At 75.4% G+C, this 15,224-nt stretch carries 7 protein-coding genes; all 7 read right to left on the bottom strand.

Going from position 1 to position 15,224, the window contains the following annotated elements; translation table 11 throughout:
- A complete protein-coding gene (locus ACTVZO_RS33100) occupies positions 1-999 on the bottom strand; it encodes a TauD/TfdA family dioxygenase (RefSeq protein ID WP_443303347.1) in 999 nt (332 codons plus the stop codon).
- Positions 1,000-1,007: 8 nt separating this feature from the next.
- On the bottom strand, positions 1,008-1,220 hold the full coding sequence (locus ACTVZO_RS33095) for an MbtH family protein (RefSeq protein ID WP_384226461.1): 213 nt from the start codon (positions 1,218-1,220) through the stop codon (positions 1,008-1,010).
- Between the two features lie 159 nt (positions 1,221-1,379).
- The gene (locus ACTVZO_RS33090) at positions 1,380-2,621 is read right to left on the bottom strand and encodes a cytochrome P450 (RefSeq protein ID WP_443301816.1); all 1,242 of its coding nucleotides are present in this window, start codon (positions 2,619-2,621) and stop codon (positions 1,380-1,382) included.
- On the bottom strand, positions 2,621-3,463 hold the full coding sequence (locus ACTVZO_RS33085) for a thioesterase II family protein (protein WP_443301815.1): 843 nt from the start codon (positions 3,461-3,463) through the stop codon (positions 2,621-2,623). The genes ACTVZO_RS33090 and ACTVZO_RS33085 overlap by 1 nt, the downstream gene beginning before the upstream one ends.
- Positions 3,460-5,283, bottom strand: coding sequence for a non-ribosomal peptide synthetase (locus ACTVZO_RS33080; protein ID WP_443301814.1), 1,824 nt, complete (start codon positions 5,281-5,283; stop codon positions 3,460-3,462). The genes ACTVZO_RS33085 and ACTVZO_RS33080 overlap by 4 nt, the downstream gene beginning before the upstream one ends.
- A gap of 483 nt (positions 5,284-5,766) precedes the next feature.
- Positions 5,767-10,302: an amino acid adenylation domain-containing protein gene (locus ACTVZO_RS33075; protein ID WP_443301813.1), complete on the bottom strand. Its 4,536-nt coding sequence runs from the start codon at positions 10,300-10,302 to the stop codon at positions 5,767-5,769.
- 61 nt (positions 10,303-10,363) lie between these two features.
- Positions 10,364-15,154, bottom strand: a complete 4,791-nt coding sequence (locus ACTVZO_RS33070) for an amino acid adenylation domain-containing protein (protein ID WP_443301812.1) — start codon at positions 15,152-15,154, stop codon at positions 10,364-10,366.
- Between the last annotated feature and the right edge of the window lie 70 nt (positions 15,155-15,224).

The raw sequence follows: 15,224 nt of genomic DNA, 5'->3' as shown, positions 1-15,224 counted from the left end.
TCAGGCGGGGACTGCGGTGGTGGGGTGCACCGTGGGCCGGCAGTCCGGGAGGTCGACGGGGCGGCCCATCGCGACGGCGATCTTCCGGTCGCCGCCGAACGGGTCGCGGCCGTGCGCGCACAGCACGTTGTCGACCAGCATCACGTCGCCCGCCTGCCAGGTCTCGCGGACGGTGGCGGCGTCGTAGGCCGCGTTGAGGGCGTCCACGTCCTCCCGGGAGAGCGGTTCGCCGTCGCCGAAGCCGGTGTTGAACGGCAGCCCGTCCGGGCCGAACTCGTCGACCATGGCCTCCCGGATGTCCGGGTCGAGCGACCACTCGTTCCAGAAGGCCAGGTGGTTGAACCAGACCTCCTCCCCGGTCTGCGGGTGGTGGATGGTGGCCGAACGCAGCTGGCTCGTCCGCAGGTTGCCGTCGGGCAGCCACTCCCAGGAGATGCCGTTCTCCCGGCAGTACCGCTCGACGTCGGCGCGCTCCTCGGTGCCGAAGGCGGTGCGCCAGCCGAGCGAGATGTAGTCCGAGTAGCTGCGGGTGAGCGTCCAGCCGGAGGACCGGCCGCGCTCCGCCAGATGGTCGGGGATCGCGGCGAGCACCTTGCGGACGTCGGCGGTCGGCGTGGCGCCGCCCGTCGCGGGGGCGGTCAGGCAGGCGAAGAGCAGCCGGCCGGGAAAGGTCAGGGTGTAGCTGTTCTCGTTGTGCATGCGGATCGACTGGGCGGGCGGCAGGTCGGTGGAGGAGAAGACGCCGTTGCCGAAGTCGCTGCGCGGGGTGGCCTTCTCCCGGTACGGGGTGGGCTCGGGGATCAGTACGTCGCGGACGGCTGCGACGTCCGCGCTCTGCGCCACCGGCAGCCCGCGCAGGAAGATCGTGCCGTGCTCGTGCAGGGCCGCGGTCAGTGCGGCCTCGTTCTCCCGCAGCCACGCGCAGGCCTCGGCGAGGTCCTCGGTCGCCGGCACCCGGGCGAGCGCCGGGCGGCCGGGGTTCAGCTCCCAGGTCGGCATGGCGGCGCTCACCGCTGGTCGAGGGTGGCGAGCAGGCTCGCCGGGCGGATGTCGGTCCAGTTGGCCTCGATCCAGTCGAGGCACTCCTGGCGGGTGGCCTCGCCGTGGGCGGTGGTCCAGCCGGCCGGAACGTCGATCCACACCGGCCAGAGCGAGTGCTGGTTCTCGTCGTTGATCAGGACCAGGTAGCCGGAGTTGTCGTCCTCGAACGGGTTGCTCATGGTGGTCTCCGCAGGGTGAGAGGTGTTCTGGGGTGTGATTCGAAGGTATGGGCGCCGGGCGGGCGCGAGCGGCACAAGCTCCGGCAGGTGAGCGGCAGTTGCGGCGGCCTGGGGAGGCGGTCCGCTGCCCTCCGGCCGCCGCTCCGGGGGGCGGTCCGGTCAGCGCGGGGTGAGGCGCACCGGGAAGTGGTCCAGGCCGAAGTTGATGATCGAGCGGTTGTGGGTGACGGGCCCGGTCGGCTCGATGCGGGCCGCCTTCTCCAGCGCGGCCGAATACAGCGCGCTCAGCTCCGCCTTGGCCAGCGGCGCCCCGATGCAGTAGTGGGCGCCCAGGCCGAGCGCGAGGTGCTTGTTGGGCGAGCGGTCGAGCCGGATCTCCTCCGGCTGGTCGAACGCCTCCGGATCCCGGTCGGCGGACCACACCCAGACCGCGACCCGGTCGCCGCGGCGGATCTGCCGGCCGCCCAGTTCGACGTCCCGGGTGGCGGTGCGCAGGGTGTGGAGGCCCACCGAGGTCCAGCGCAGCAGCTCGTCCACGGCGGAGTCCATGGAGACCTCGCCCCGCTGCAACTTCTGCCACAGGTCGGGCCGTTGGACCAACGTGTGCAGTCCCATCGCCGCCGTGTGGCGGACGGTCTGGACCCCGCCGACCACGATGTTGTCCAGGTTGAGCACCACGTCCTCGATCGGCAGCAGCCGTCCGCCGACCTTGTACGTGGCCATCATGGAGATCAGGTCGTCGCGCGGGTCGGAGCGGCGCAGCATCACCTGGTGCAGCAGGTAGGGGATCAACTGCTGGTGCCCGGCCCGGCGCTCCTCAGGCGTACGGCCGAGGAACGCCACGTCGCAGACCCGGACCACCATGTCGCGGTCCTTCTCGGGCACGTCCAGCAGGTCGCACATGACCGCGAGCGGCAGCGCGGACACCACGTCGACGAGGTCCACCTCGCCCTGCTCGACGGCCCGGTCGAAGAGCTCCCCGGCCCGTTCGGCGATCGAGCGGGCGGCGCCGCGCACCCCGCCCTTGGAAAAGAACGGATTGGCGGGTGCACGCAGGTCGCGGTGGCGCGGCGGGTCGGTGAGGGCCATCATCCGGCCCGAGCCGACCGGCACGTTGCCCTCCCCGGAACCGAGGAGCGAGCCGGACTCCGAGCTGAACACGGCCGCGTTGCGCAGTACGTCCGCCGACTCCTTGTAGGTGAGCACCGACCAGACCGGGCCGTCGTCGGCGGTGCCGGTCAGGTGCACGGGCGCCTCGCGGCGCATTTCGGCGACCAGGGCGGGGGTGTCGGCGCGGGCCCACAGGTCGGGGTCGGTGAGGTCGACGGAGCCGTTGGCCGTCGCGGTCATGGAGGTCATGGCGGTCGCGGCCATGGCGGTCGTTGCGGTGCTGGTCGGCATCAGTGCTCCCTGGGGGTGTGGTGGAAGGGGGCGGATGCGTGACGGTCCGCCAGAAGTGCGGTCAGGAGGTCGACGGGGCCGGGCAGGTCGACGGTGGCGAGGAGGTGCCCGCCGGGGACGACGCGGTGCCCGAAGGTCCCGCGGGTGTGGGCGGCCCAGCCCGTGAGTCCGGTGGTGGCGAGCAGGTCGTCGGCCCCGGCCAGCGCGTGGATCGCCGAACCGATCGGCGCGTGCGGACGGTGCCGGTAGGTGGCGCTGACGGCGAGGTCGGTACGGATGGCCCCGAGGGCCAGCTCGGCCAGGTCCGGCTCGGCCCGGACCACCTCCTCCAGCCCGTTGAGCCGCAGGAGTTCGGCGGCGTCCAGGTCCTTGGACGTGCGCCCGGCCCACTCGGCGGGGCAGGGCGCACCGGCCGCGACCAGCAGCTCGGGCCGGCGGTCGGCGGGCAGGGCGCGGGCGACCTCGTAGGCGAGGAGGGCGCCGAAGCTCTGCCCGTAGAAGGCGAACCGGCCGTCCGCCGCGCCGGCCAGGTGCGGGGTCAGCGCCTCGGCGACGGCGGCCACCAAGGAGTCGAAGTCCGGCGGCATCGGATGCCGGCTGCGTCCGCCCCGGGCCGGCGGGCGCAGCGCCCAGACCTCGGCGGCGGGGGCCAGGGCGCGGGCCAGCGGGGTGTAGGCGGTGGCGTCGCCACCGGCGTGCGGGAAGCAGAACAGCCGTACGGGGCGGTGGGTTTGGGGAACGGGTACGAGGAGCCAGTCGCCCTCGATCCGGGGGCGGGCGGTCCGCGGGGTGCGCGCGGCGGGCCTGGCGGTCGCGGTGGTCGCGGTGGTCGCGGTCGTCATCGGACGGCCTCCCGGCGGGCGGTGAGGGCGGGGCGGACGGCGGCCGGACCGGCCTCGGCGGCGCGCCGGACGGCGGCGGTGAAGCCGGCCAGGTCGGCGGCGTCCAGCAGGTCGCGGAGCTGGAGTTCGACGCTGAGCTTGCGGCGCAGCAGGTGGACGACCCGCAAGGCGGCGAGCGAGTGGCCGCCGAGGGAGAGGAAGTCGTCGGTCGGCTCGACGCCGGGCACACCGAGCACCGTGCGCCAGACCTCGGCGACCTGCTCGTCGACTCCGCCCGCTGCGTCCGGCCCGGCGGCCGCGGCCGCGTCCGGTGAGGCGGCCGGGGCGGGCAGGGCGCGGTGGTCGACCTTCCCGTTCGGGGTGAGCGGCAGGGCGTCCAGTACGGTCACGGTGGACGGCACCAGGTGGGCGGGCAGGGTGCGGCGCAGCTCGGCCAGCAGGTCGGCGGGGCGTACCCCGGCGCCGGTGACGTAGCCGGCCAGCCGGTGCTCCCCGGGCGCCGCCTCGTGGACGGCGACCGCCGCCGCGCTCACCCCGGGCAGTACGCCCAGCGCGTGCTCGACCTCGCCCGGCTCGACCCGGAAGCCGCGCAGCTTGACCTGGCGGTCCGCCCGGCCCACGTACTCCAGCAGGCCCTCGGCCGAGCGGCGGGCCGTGTCCCCGGTGCGGTACATCCGGGCGCCGGGCTCCGGCGCGAACGGGTCCGCGAGGAACCGGCCCGCGGTCAGGCCCGGGTGGCCCGGGTAGCCGTGCGCCAGGCCGGGCCCGGCCAGGTACAGCTCGCCGACCGCGCCGGCGTCCGTGACGGGGGCGAGCCGGCCGTCGAGCAGGTAGGCGCGTACGCCGGGCAGCGGCTCGCCCAGGTGCGGGCCGGGGCCGGTGACGGGGGCGGTGATCGCGTCGACGGTGCACTCGGTGGGCCCGTAGAGGTTGAGCGCGTCGATGCCGGCGTCGGCCAGTTCGCGCCAGGTCCGGGCGGGCACGGGCTCGCCGCCCATGAACAGCCGGGGGACGCGGGCGCCGGCCAGCGGCTCGCGGAGCAGCTGCCAGTGCGAGGGGGTCAGGTCGAGGTCGGTGACGCCGTGTTCGGCGAGCAGCCGTACGAGGAGGGCCGGGTCGGCCCGCCGGGCGTCGTCGATCACCACGAGGGTGTCGCCCCGGCAGATCCGGATCCACTGCTGGACGGAGGCGTCGAAGGAGACGCTGGCGTTCCAGGCGACGACGCCGGGCTCGGGGCGGTAGGCGCCGCTGAGTTCCAGGGCCGCCGCGAGGCCGGCGACGGCCCCGTGCGGGACCTCCACGCCCTTGGGGCGGCCGGTGGAACCGGAGGTGTAGATGACGTAGGCCGAGTCGAGCGGCCGCGCGGCGAACCCGTCCGCCGGACCCCCGGCCTCCGGGGCGTCGGCGTCCGGGCGGAGCACCGCGACCCCGGGCGGTACGGGCGGCGCGGCGTCGGCGCTGACCACGGCGGCGAGGCCGGCGTCGGCGGCCATGAAGGCGATCCGCTCGGCCGGATAGGCCGGGTCGAGCGGCACGTACGCGGCGCCGGCCCGCCAGGCGGCGAGCAGCGCGACGGGCAGATCGGTGGTGCGGGCCAGGTGGATGCCGACCCGGTCACCCCGCCGGACCCCGTGCGCCCGCAGGGCACGGGCCAGGGCGGCGGTACGCCGGTCCAGGCCGGCGAAGTCGAGGCTCCCGTCCACGGCGTGCACCGCGGCCCGCGCGGGATGCGCGGCGACGACGGCCCCCAGTCGGGCCAGCAGGTCACGGGCGGGACCGGGGGCGGGCGTGGCGATGGCCGGCTCGGCGAAGGTGGTCATGCGGGGGTGCTCCTAGGTGGTCGTGGAACGGGATGGATGAATCACGAAGACCGAACCCGGCCCCCGAGCCCACGCGGGGGCAACCGGCACACGGGGCGGGGTGCTCGGCCGGACCGGACCGGGCCGGGCCGGGCGGGGCGGGGCCGGGCCGGGCCGGATCAGGCGGGCCGGGCCGGGCCGGGTCAGGCGGGCCGGAACCAACGGCCCACCCACGTCGTGCCGTACGGGCCAGCCGCACGAACCGGCAGCGCCGTACCGGACCGGCCCCACCGGGCCCGCGATGCGGGGTCCCGCTGTCCAGGACCCGACTGCTCGGATCCGGACCACGGGCCTGGCCGTACGGCCCCGGCAGCCCGGTCGAGCCCAACGGCCCGGGGCGGCCAGCTCGGCCAAGTCGCCGCGGTCGACCCGGTCGGCCGGGGCGGCCCCGGGTGGCGCGTCGGCCGGGTTGGTGGGCGGCCGTCGGGACGGCGTGCCTCGGGGTCAGACCTCGCCGGCGAGTCGTGCCAGCGCCGTCGCGTAGGCGTCGATGAACTCCTGCGCCGTGGCGTCGTCCACCAGCGCGCGCTGGTGGTCCACGGCGAGCAGCACGCGCTGCGACACCGGGTCCTGGATCAGCGAGGCGCCGAACGCGAAACTGTTGGGCTCGTGCCGCAGCGTCGGCTCGCAGCCGATCCGGCCGTCCTCGATCCGGGCCGCGCTGAGCCGGCCCAGCGCGTGGAACCGCAGGTAGCCGAACTGGCTGTCCAGCGCGGTGTCGGCCATCATCCGGGCCAGCCGGGCGAACGGCACCCGGCGGTGCGGCATCATGTCCAGCTCCTCCCGGTGCACGTGCCGCACCAGGGCCGCGAGGTCCCCGTCCGGCTCGGCGACCAGCGGAACCGTGTTGAGGAACAGCCCGTACACCTCGGTCCCGCCGAGCCGTTCCAGCCTGCCGTTCATCGCCAGCCCGGTCGTGACCCGCCGGCGCCCGGTGATCCGGGCAAGGGCGTGCAGGTGGGCGGCGAGCGCGACCGACTTGACCGGGACGGCGAGCGCGTCGGCGACCGCGCGCAGCTGCCCGGGGGCGTCCGGCAGCACCCGCTCCACCGTGCGCGGCAGCTCGTGGACCTCCTCGCTGCCGGGCCAGAGCTGGCCGGTGGCGCCGTCGAGCCGCTGCTGCCAGTACGCCAGGGACTCACGGTCCGCGGCGGCCTCCCGTTCCACGGCGACGAAGTCGCGGAAGGCGGTGCGCGGCGGCGGGGCGGGCGCCGAGGCCGGGTCGGAGACGATCGCGGAATGGCGTTCGAGGATCTCCGTGAGGAGCGAGGTGAAGCTCCAGCCGTCGAGGATGGCGTGGTGCTCGGAGATGGTGAGCTGGAAGGCGTCGTCGGCCAGCCGTTGCACGGTGATCCGGAAGAGCGGCGGTTCGGCGAGGTCGAAGGGCCGGTCCCGGTGGTGTTCGAAGACGGTACGGATCCTGTCGTCCCGCTCCGCCTCCGGAGTACCGCGCAGGTCCGCGAACTCGACGGGCACGGGCAGCGTGCCGTGCACCAGCTGGAGCGGCTCGCCGTAGCCGGAGAGGTCGAGGCCGGTGCGCAGGACGGCGTGCCGGGCCATCGCCTCCCCGACCGAGCGGCGCAGGGCGCTCTCGTCGAGGTCGCCGGTGATCCGGTAGGAGTTGACGTTGTGGTAGCTGTCGGTGCCGCCGGCGACCTCCATGTGGAAGACCATGGAGAGCTGCATCGAGACCATCGGGTAGGCGTCGACGATCCCGGTCGGCAGATCGGCCCGGTCCTCCTCGGAGATCAGCGCGAACGGCCGGTCCGCGGCCGGGTCGGCGCCCACCGGGCGGGCCAGCGGCAGGAGTCCGGCGACGGTGGGCGCGTTGAAGACGTCCCGCAGGCCGACCTGCCAGCCCCGGTCGTGCAGGGCGCCCGCCAGCTGGACGGCGCGGATGGAGTCCCCGCCGAGGTGGAAGAAGTCGTCGTGGACCCCGATCCCGTCGACCCCGAGGACGTCCGTCCAGACGCCGGCGAACAGTTCCTCCTCCGGCGTGCGCGGCTCGACGTGCCGGCCGGCGGCGGGGGTGGGCGCGGCCCGGCCGGGGGCGGGCAGCGCGGCCCGGTCGACCTTGCCGTTGACGGTGAGCGGCAGTGCGTCCAGGACGGTGACGCTGGCCGGGATCATGTACGCGGGCAGGGTGCGGCCGAGGAAGGTCCGCAGGTCCCCCGGCTCGGCCGGGCTGCGCCCGGTGACGTAGGCGGCGAGCCGGTCGTCGTGCACGGTGACCACGCAGGCGTCCACCTCGGGGTGGGCGGCGACGGCGTTCTCGATCTCGCCGAGCTCGATCCGGAAGCCGCGCAGCTTCACCTGGAAGTCCGCCCGGCCGACGTACTCCATCCCGCCGTCCGCCAGCCGTCTGGCGACGTCGCCGGTCCGGTAGAGCCGGGCGCCCGGCGGGCCGTACGGATCGGCGACGAAGCGGCCGGCGGTGAGGCCGGGGCGGCCCCAGTAGCCGTGCGCGAGGCTGCCGCCGCCGATGTACAGCTCACCGGTGGCGCCGGGCGGGCAGGGACGCAGCCAGTCGTCGAGGACGAGTGCGGTGAGGTGCGGCATGGGTTCGCCGACGAGGCTGCGCTCGAAGCCCGCGCCGCCCGCGGCGACGTCGTGGACGGTGACGTGGACGGTGGTCTCGGTGATGCCGTAGAGGTTGCAGAGCCGGGCGGGCGGCAGCGGGTCGAGCTCGTGCCAGCGCTGGACGACACCCGGGTCGAGCGCCTCACCGCCGAGCATGATCCACCGCAGCGCGGGCAGCGCTCTCGGGTGGCGGCGCAGCGCCGGTTCGAGCTGCCGCAGCGCCGAGGGGGTCAGGCAGAGGTGGGTGACCCCCTCCTCTTCGAGGAGGCCGGCGAACTCGTCGGGTGAGCGGCTGGTGAGGTGGGGGACGACGACCAGGCGGGCGCCGTGCAGCAGGGCGCCCCAGAGTTCCCAGACCGTCCAGTCGAAGGCGTAGCTGTGGAACAGGGTCCAGACCGTCTCCGGGCCGAATCCGAAGTGGTCGCGGCCGGAGTCGAGGAGGCGGCTGACGTGCTCGTGGGCCACGGCGACGCCCTTGGGGCGCCCGGTGGAACCGGAGGTGAAGATGAGGTAGGCCAGGTCGCCGGGGCGGCCGACGGCCGGGGGCCGGACGGCCGGGTGCGCGGCGATCTCCTCGGCCCGGGCCGCGAGGTCGAGGGTCTGCCAGGGGCCGTCCGGGGCGCGGTCGGGCCGGTCGGTGAGCACCACGGTGACGGCGGTGTCTCCGAAGACCAGGGCCGCCCGGTCGGCCGGGGCCGCGAGGTCGACCGGCACGTAGGCCGCGCCGGTCTTGAGCACGGCCAGGATCGCGGCCGGCACCGCGGTGGTGCGCTCCAGCAGCAGGCCGACCCGGTCGCCGGGGCGGACCCCCCGGGCGAGCAGGGCGTGGGCCAGCCGGTTCGCACGGCGGTCGAGTTCGGCGTAGTCGAGGGTGCCGTCCCGGCCGCTCACGGCGGGCCGGTCGCCGTACGCGTCGGCGGCCCGCTCGAAGAGGTGGTGCAGGCAGTGGCCCGGGTCGAGCCGGGCGGGCCGGTGCGGCCGCCCGTCGGAGGTGAGCCGGAGCACGGTGGCGTCCGGGTCGGCGAGGGCGGCGTCCAGCAGGCCGGCGTAGTCGGCGGCGAGGCCGCGCACGGTGCCGGCGTCGAAGAGGTCGGTGCTGTACTCGGCTTCGCCGCGCAGCTCTCCCCCGTCGGCGTCCTCGAAGACGGACCAGGTGAGGTCGAACTTGCTGGTGCCGTTGGAGCGGACGGTGCGCTCGGCGGTGGCGGCGCCCAGCGCGAGGGGCGTCCGGTCCTCGGCGTGGGCGCCGAACACCACCTGGACCAGCGGCGGGTGCTGCGGGGTGCGGGCTGCGGCGAGCAGGTCGACCAGCTGGTCGAAGGGAACGTCGAGGTAGCCGAAGGCGTCGAAGGCGACGTCCTGGAGGTCGGCGAGCAGCCCGCGGAAGGTGGCGTCGGGGGCGAGCCGGACGCGCAGCGGCAGCAGGTTGACGAAGTAGCCGAGGAGATCGGCGACTTCGGGCCGGTTGCGGGTGGTGACCGGGGTGCCGACGAGCAGGTCGTCGGCTCCGGTCCAGCGGCCCATCAGCAGGGCGAAGGCGGCGAGCTGGACGGTGTACGGGGTGACGCCCTCCTGCTCGGCGAGCTCACGGACCCGGGCCGCGGCGCCGGGGGTGAGGCCGAACGGCTCGGTGGCCCCGCGTTGGCTGCGCTCGGCGGGCCGCGGCCGGTCACCGGGCAGCTCGAGCAGGGTGGGCGCGCCGTCGAGACTCCGCTTCCAGTGCGCGAGGTGCTCCTCGTACGAGGTGTACTGCTCCTCCTCGGCCCAGTCGGCGTACTGGGTGGTCAGCGCCGGCAGGTCCGGGGCCCGGTGTTCGGCCGACGCCTGGTAGAAGGCGGCGAGTTCGCGCTCGAAGATCTCGGCCGACCAGCCGTCCCAGATGATGTGGTGCACCACGAACAGCAGCGTGGTGCGGTCGTCGGCGAGCCGCAGCGCCTCCGCGCGCAGCAGCGGACCCTCCGTCAGATCGAAGGGTGCGGCTGCCCGTTCGGCGATCAGCTCCTCGGACCGGCCGGCCCGTCCGGGCTCGGGCACTCCGCGCAGATCGTGCACGGCGAGCGGCACGGCGAGCGTGCGGTGCACGTACTGGCGCGGGCCGTCGGGGTACAGGGCGAAGGTGGTGCGCAGCGCCTCGTGCCGGGCGACCACACCGTCGATCGCCCGCTGGAGCAGTGCGAGGTCGAGCGGGCCGCTGACGTCGTACGTCCACGGGGTGGTGTAGGTGGCGGCCCCGGGGTTCCACCGGTCGAGGAACCACAGGCCGCGCTGGAGCCCCGGGACGGGCGCGGTACGGACCAGGCCGGCGGGCGGGTCGGCCGGCGGAGCGGCGGGCAGGTCGGCCGGCGCGGTGGCGGGCAGGTCGGCCGGCGCGGTGGCGGGCAGGTCGGCGGACGGGCTCACGGCCTCGTTCCCTTCGGTCGGTCGGGTGGGCTGGCGGGTGGGCGGGCCGGGTGCGGCGTCATCACGAGGCCAGCCGCTCGGCGATGGCGCCGATCGTCCGGCCGCGGAAGACGGCCTGCGGCGGGACCTTGGCACCGGTCTGCTGGGAGAGCCGCATGGCGACGCGTACGGCGGCCAGCGAATTGCCGCCGATCCGGAAGAAGTCCGCGTCCGGGCCGAGGCCGTCGGCCAGCCCGAGGACGGCCCGCACGGCGTCGGCGACCAGCCGTTGCTCCGGGGTCAGGGCGTCGGCCGGGGCGGCCTCGGCGCGTCCGGCCGGGGCGGGCAGGGCCCGGCGGTCGACCTTGCCGTTGGGGTTGAGCGGGAGCGTGTCCAGCACGTCGAGGGTGGCGGGCACCATGTGCTCGGGCAGCAGCGCGGCCAGGTGGTCGAGCAGCGCGCCCGGGTCGGGCACCGGCGTTCCGGAGGCGGTGGCCACGGTCACGTACGCGGCGAGCCGGCGGTCGCCCGGGGCAGGTTCGTGCACGGCGACGGCGGCCTCCCGCACGGACGGATGGCGGGTGAGGGCGTCCTCGATCTCGCCGGGCTCGACCCGGAAGCCGCGTATCTTCACCTGGTCGTCGATCCGGCCGGTGATCTCCAGTACCCCCTCCGCCGTCCGGTGGCCGAGGTCGCCGGTGCGGTAGAGCCGCCCGCCGGGCGCCCCGAACGGGGAGGCGACGAACCGTTCGGCGGTCAGGCCGGGCCGGCCGACGTATCCGAGGGCGAGCCCGCCGCCGGCCGCGTACAGCTCACCGGTGGCGCCGTCCGCGACGGGGCGCAGCCGCTCGTCGAGTACGTGGACCTCCTTGCCGTGCAGTGCGTGGCCGATCGGGATGGAGGCGCCGGCCGCGTCCTCGGGGGTGGCGCTGTGGCAGGTGGTGAGGCCGAGGCTCTCGACCGGGCCGTAGCCGTTGGCGACGACCAGGCCGGGGTACTGGTCGAGGGCCTTGCCGACATGGGTGACGGAGGCCCGCTCGCCGGCGGTGAAGGCCACCTTGAGGTCGTCGTAGGTGTCCGGGAACTCCTCGAGCAGGAAGTTGAACAGGCTGGCGGAAAGCTGGAGTTGGGTGACTCCGTGGCGGCGGGTGAGTTCGGCGACGGCTTGCGGGTCGGGTCGCTGGCCGGGCTGGAGCACGCACGCCCCGCCGAAGGCCAGCGCGCCGTACAGCTCCAGGGCGAACGCGTCCCAGGAGACCGGGGAGCACTGGAGCCAGACCTCGTCGGGCCCGAAGCGGGCGTAGTCCTGGCCGAGGTAGGTGGTGGTGAGGGCGCGGTGCGGGACGGCGACGCCCTTCGGGCGGCCGGTGGAGCCGGAGGTGAACATCACGGTGGCGAGGTCGGTGCCGGTGACCGGCAGGCCCGGGTCGTGGCCGGGGCGGGCCGCGACGGCCGCCGCCTCGGCGTCCAGGTCGAGGTGGCGGGCGACGGGGAAGGGCGGGCTCGCACGGCGGTGGGTGACCAGCAGGGCGGCGCCGCAGTCGGCGAACGCGCCGGCCAGCCGCTCGACCGGGAAGTCCGGGTCGAGCAGGGTGTAGGCGGCGCCCGCCTTCAGTGCGGCGAGCAGGGCGACCACCAGGTCCGGTCCGCGCTCGGCCAGGACGGCGACGGTGTCGCCGCGGCCCACGCCCAGCCCGCCGAGGTGGTGGGCGAGGCGGTTGGCCCGCTCGTTCAGGGCGCCGTAGTCGAGGCGGTCCTCGCCGGAGACCAGGGCGAGGGCGTGCGGGTCCCGGGCGGCCCGGTCCTCGAACAGGGTGTGCACGGGCGCCTCGACGGCGGCGGCGAGGGTGCCCAGCCAGGCTTCGCACAGCCCGGCCATGGTGGCGGGGTCGAAGAGGTCTGAGTCGTACTCGAAGCGACCGGTGAAGTCGGTGCCGCGGTCGTCGACGGAGATCGACAGGTCGAAGCGGGAGACCGGGTTGGAGTGCAGCTCTCGGGTGACCTCGGTGCCGCCGATGGTCAGCGGGCGGCTGTCCAGCGGGTGCAGTTCCAGCAGCACCTGGCAGAGGGGGTTGCGGTCCTCGGTGCGGTCGTCGGGACGCTCCTCCATGACCGCGCCCGCGATGGCGTCGAACGGCGCCTCCTGGTGGCGGTAGCCGTCGATCGCCACCTCGCGGACGTGCCGGACCAGATCGCGGAAGTCCGCTCCCTCGTCGACCCGGACGCGCAGCGGCAGCAGGTTGACGAAGTATCCGATCAGCGCGTCGAGTTCGGCGCGTCCTCGGACGCTCACCGGGGACCCGATCACCAGGTCGCGCCGGCCGGTCCGCCGGTGCAGGGTGAGCGCGAGGCCGGCGAGCAGCACCATGAACGGCGTCGCGTCCTCGCTGCGGGCCAGTGCCCGGACGGCGTCGGCGACCGGGCGGGGCATCGCGAACCGGTGGAACGCACCCCGGAAGGCCTGGAGTTCGGGGCGTGGCCGGTCGGTGGTGAGCAGGGGCTCGGTGGGCGCGTCGCGCAGGTGCTCGCGCCAGTGGCCGAGTTGCCGCTCGGCGGCGGCGTCCTCGCGCTGCCAGCTGCTGTAGTCGGCGTACTGGACGGCCAGTTCGGGCAGTTCGGCGGGGCGGCCCGCGGCCAGGGCCTCGTACAGGGCGGCCAGTTCGGCTTCCAGGACGGGCAGCGATCCCTCGTCCCAGACGATGTGGTGGCAGAGCAGCAGCAGGGTGGACGTTCCGCCCGTGCGGTAGAGGTGGGCGCGGACCAGCGGGCCGGTCTCCAGGTCGAACGGCTCCAGCGCCGCCTCGGCGAGCAGGCCGTCGAGGGCGTCGGCACTGGTCTCCAGGATGGTGAACGGCAGCTCCACGGAGGGGTGGACGACCTGCCGGGGGCCTTCCTCGCCCAGCTCGAAGGTGGTGCGCAGCGCTTCGTGCCGGTCGACGACCCCGGCCAGGGCCCGGCGCAGCAGCTCCGGGTCGACCGGACCGGCGAAGCGGAACACCCAGGGCACGATGTAGGTCGGCGCGCCCGGGTTCCACTGGTCCAGGAACCACAGCCCGCGCTGGAAGTTCGCGAGCGGCGCCTCGGTGGCGCCGGTCCGGTGCAGCGCCGGGCGCTCGCCGCCGTCCGAGGCGGCGGTGACGGCGGCGGCGAACTCGGCGAGGGTGGGCGCGTCGAAGATGGTGTACGGGGAGATCATGCCGAACACGTCGTAGACCCGTCCGACCACGCGGACGGCGGTGAGCGAGTCCCCGCCCAGGTGGAAGAAGTTGTCGTCGGCGCCGACCTCGGCCACCCCGAGCACGTCCGCCCAGACGGCGGCGATCAGCTGCTCGGCGGGGGTGCGCGGCGCGCGCCGGACGGCGGCGGGTGCGGCGGGCGCGGCCTGGGGATCGGGGAGGGCGGCCCGGTCCACCTTGCCGCCGGCGGTCAGCGGGAAGGCGTCCAGCGGGGTCACGGTCGCCGGGACCATGTGCTCGGGGAGCCGCTCGGCCAGGTAGGCGCGCAGCCCGGCGGTGCCGGGGGCGGTTCCGGTCGCGGGGCCCGTCGCGGTGCCGGGGGCGGTGCCGGGGGCGGTTCCGGTCGTGTACGCGGCGAGCCTGCCCTGGTGGGCCACCACGACCGCTCCGGTGACGTCGGGGTGGCCGGCCAGGACCAGCTCGATCTCGCCGGGCTCGACGCGGAAGCCGCGGATCTTCACCTGGTGGTCCGCGCGGCCGACGAACTCCAGCGGGGCGTCCGTACCGGACCGCCGGACCACGTCACCGGTGCGGTACATGCGGGCGCCGGGCTCCGGTGCGAAGGGATCCGCGAGGAACCGGCCGGCCGTCAGACCCGGGCGGCCGTGGTAGCCGGAGGCCAGCAGCGGCCCGCCGAGGTACAGCTCGCCACTGGCCCCGGGCGCCACCGGCCGCAGCCGGCCGTCCAGCACGTAGGCGCGGCGCGCACCGAGCGGGCGGCCGACCGGGACCGTGTCGCCCTCGCCCGCGGCGGGGCCCTGCGCCGCGTGGACGGTGGCGGTGACGACGGTCTCGGTCGGCCCGTACGCGTTCAGCAGCGGGACGCCGGTGGCGGCGCTCCAGCGGGCCGCGGCGGCCGGGTGGAGCCGGTCGCTGCCGGAGATCATCAGCCGCAGGGTGCGGGGCGGGCGGCCGTCCTCGCGCAGTGCGGCCACCACTTCCTGGAAGTAGCCGGCGGCGAGGTTGGCCACGGTGACCCCCTCGGTGTCCAGCAGCTCCATCAGGGCTGCGGGGGCGAGGAGTTGCTCTTCGGGCACGACGAGGCAGGCGCCGGCCGACAGGGCGGTGAGCACCTGCTCGACGGCCACGTCCACGGTCGGGCGGGCGGAGTGCAGCACCACGTCGTCCGCGCTGAGGCCGAAGCACTCGACGGCGGCGGCCAGATGGCCGGTCAGGGCGGCGAGCGGGACGTGCACCCCCTTGGGGCGGCCGGTGGTGCCGGAGGTGTAGATCAGGTAGCCCGCGGCGCAGTCGCGGCCGCGGCCTCCGGGCTCCGGAGCGCCCGCCCGGCCGAACGGCCGAACGGCCGTGCCGTCGGCCTCGACGAGCTCGCCGCCGGTGTAGGCGAGCGTGGCGCCGGCGTCCTCGCGGATCCAGCGGTTGCGCTCATCGGGCGCCTCCCGGTCCAGCGGGAGGTAGGTGGCGCCGGCGCGGAGGGCGGCGAGCAGGCCGACGACGTGGTCGACCCGGTCGCGGCCGGCGACGGCCACCGTCCGCCCGGGGGCGATCCGGGCGGCGAGGTCACCGCTCGCCCGGTCCAGCTCCCCGTAGGTGACGGTCCGGGCGCCGTGGCGTATGGCCGGGCGTTCCGGGAACCGGCGTGCGACGGATATGAAAGGGAAATCTCGAGATTCCATCATCCAACCCCGATGAATTAGCGACGCTGCGTGTAGTGATCTCGACGATAGGGCGGCGCGACGGGGGCGA

It is taken from the genome of Streptomyces sp. IBSNAI002 (assembly GCF_052244475.1).
Classification (GTDB): Bacteria; Actinomycetota; Actinomycetes; order Streptomycetales; family Streptomycetaceae; genus Streptomyces.
The sequence above is the reverse complement of the archived record's forward strand: the minus strand, read 5'-3'. Positions and strand labels throughout refer to the sequence as shown.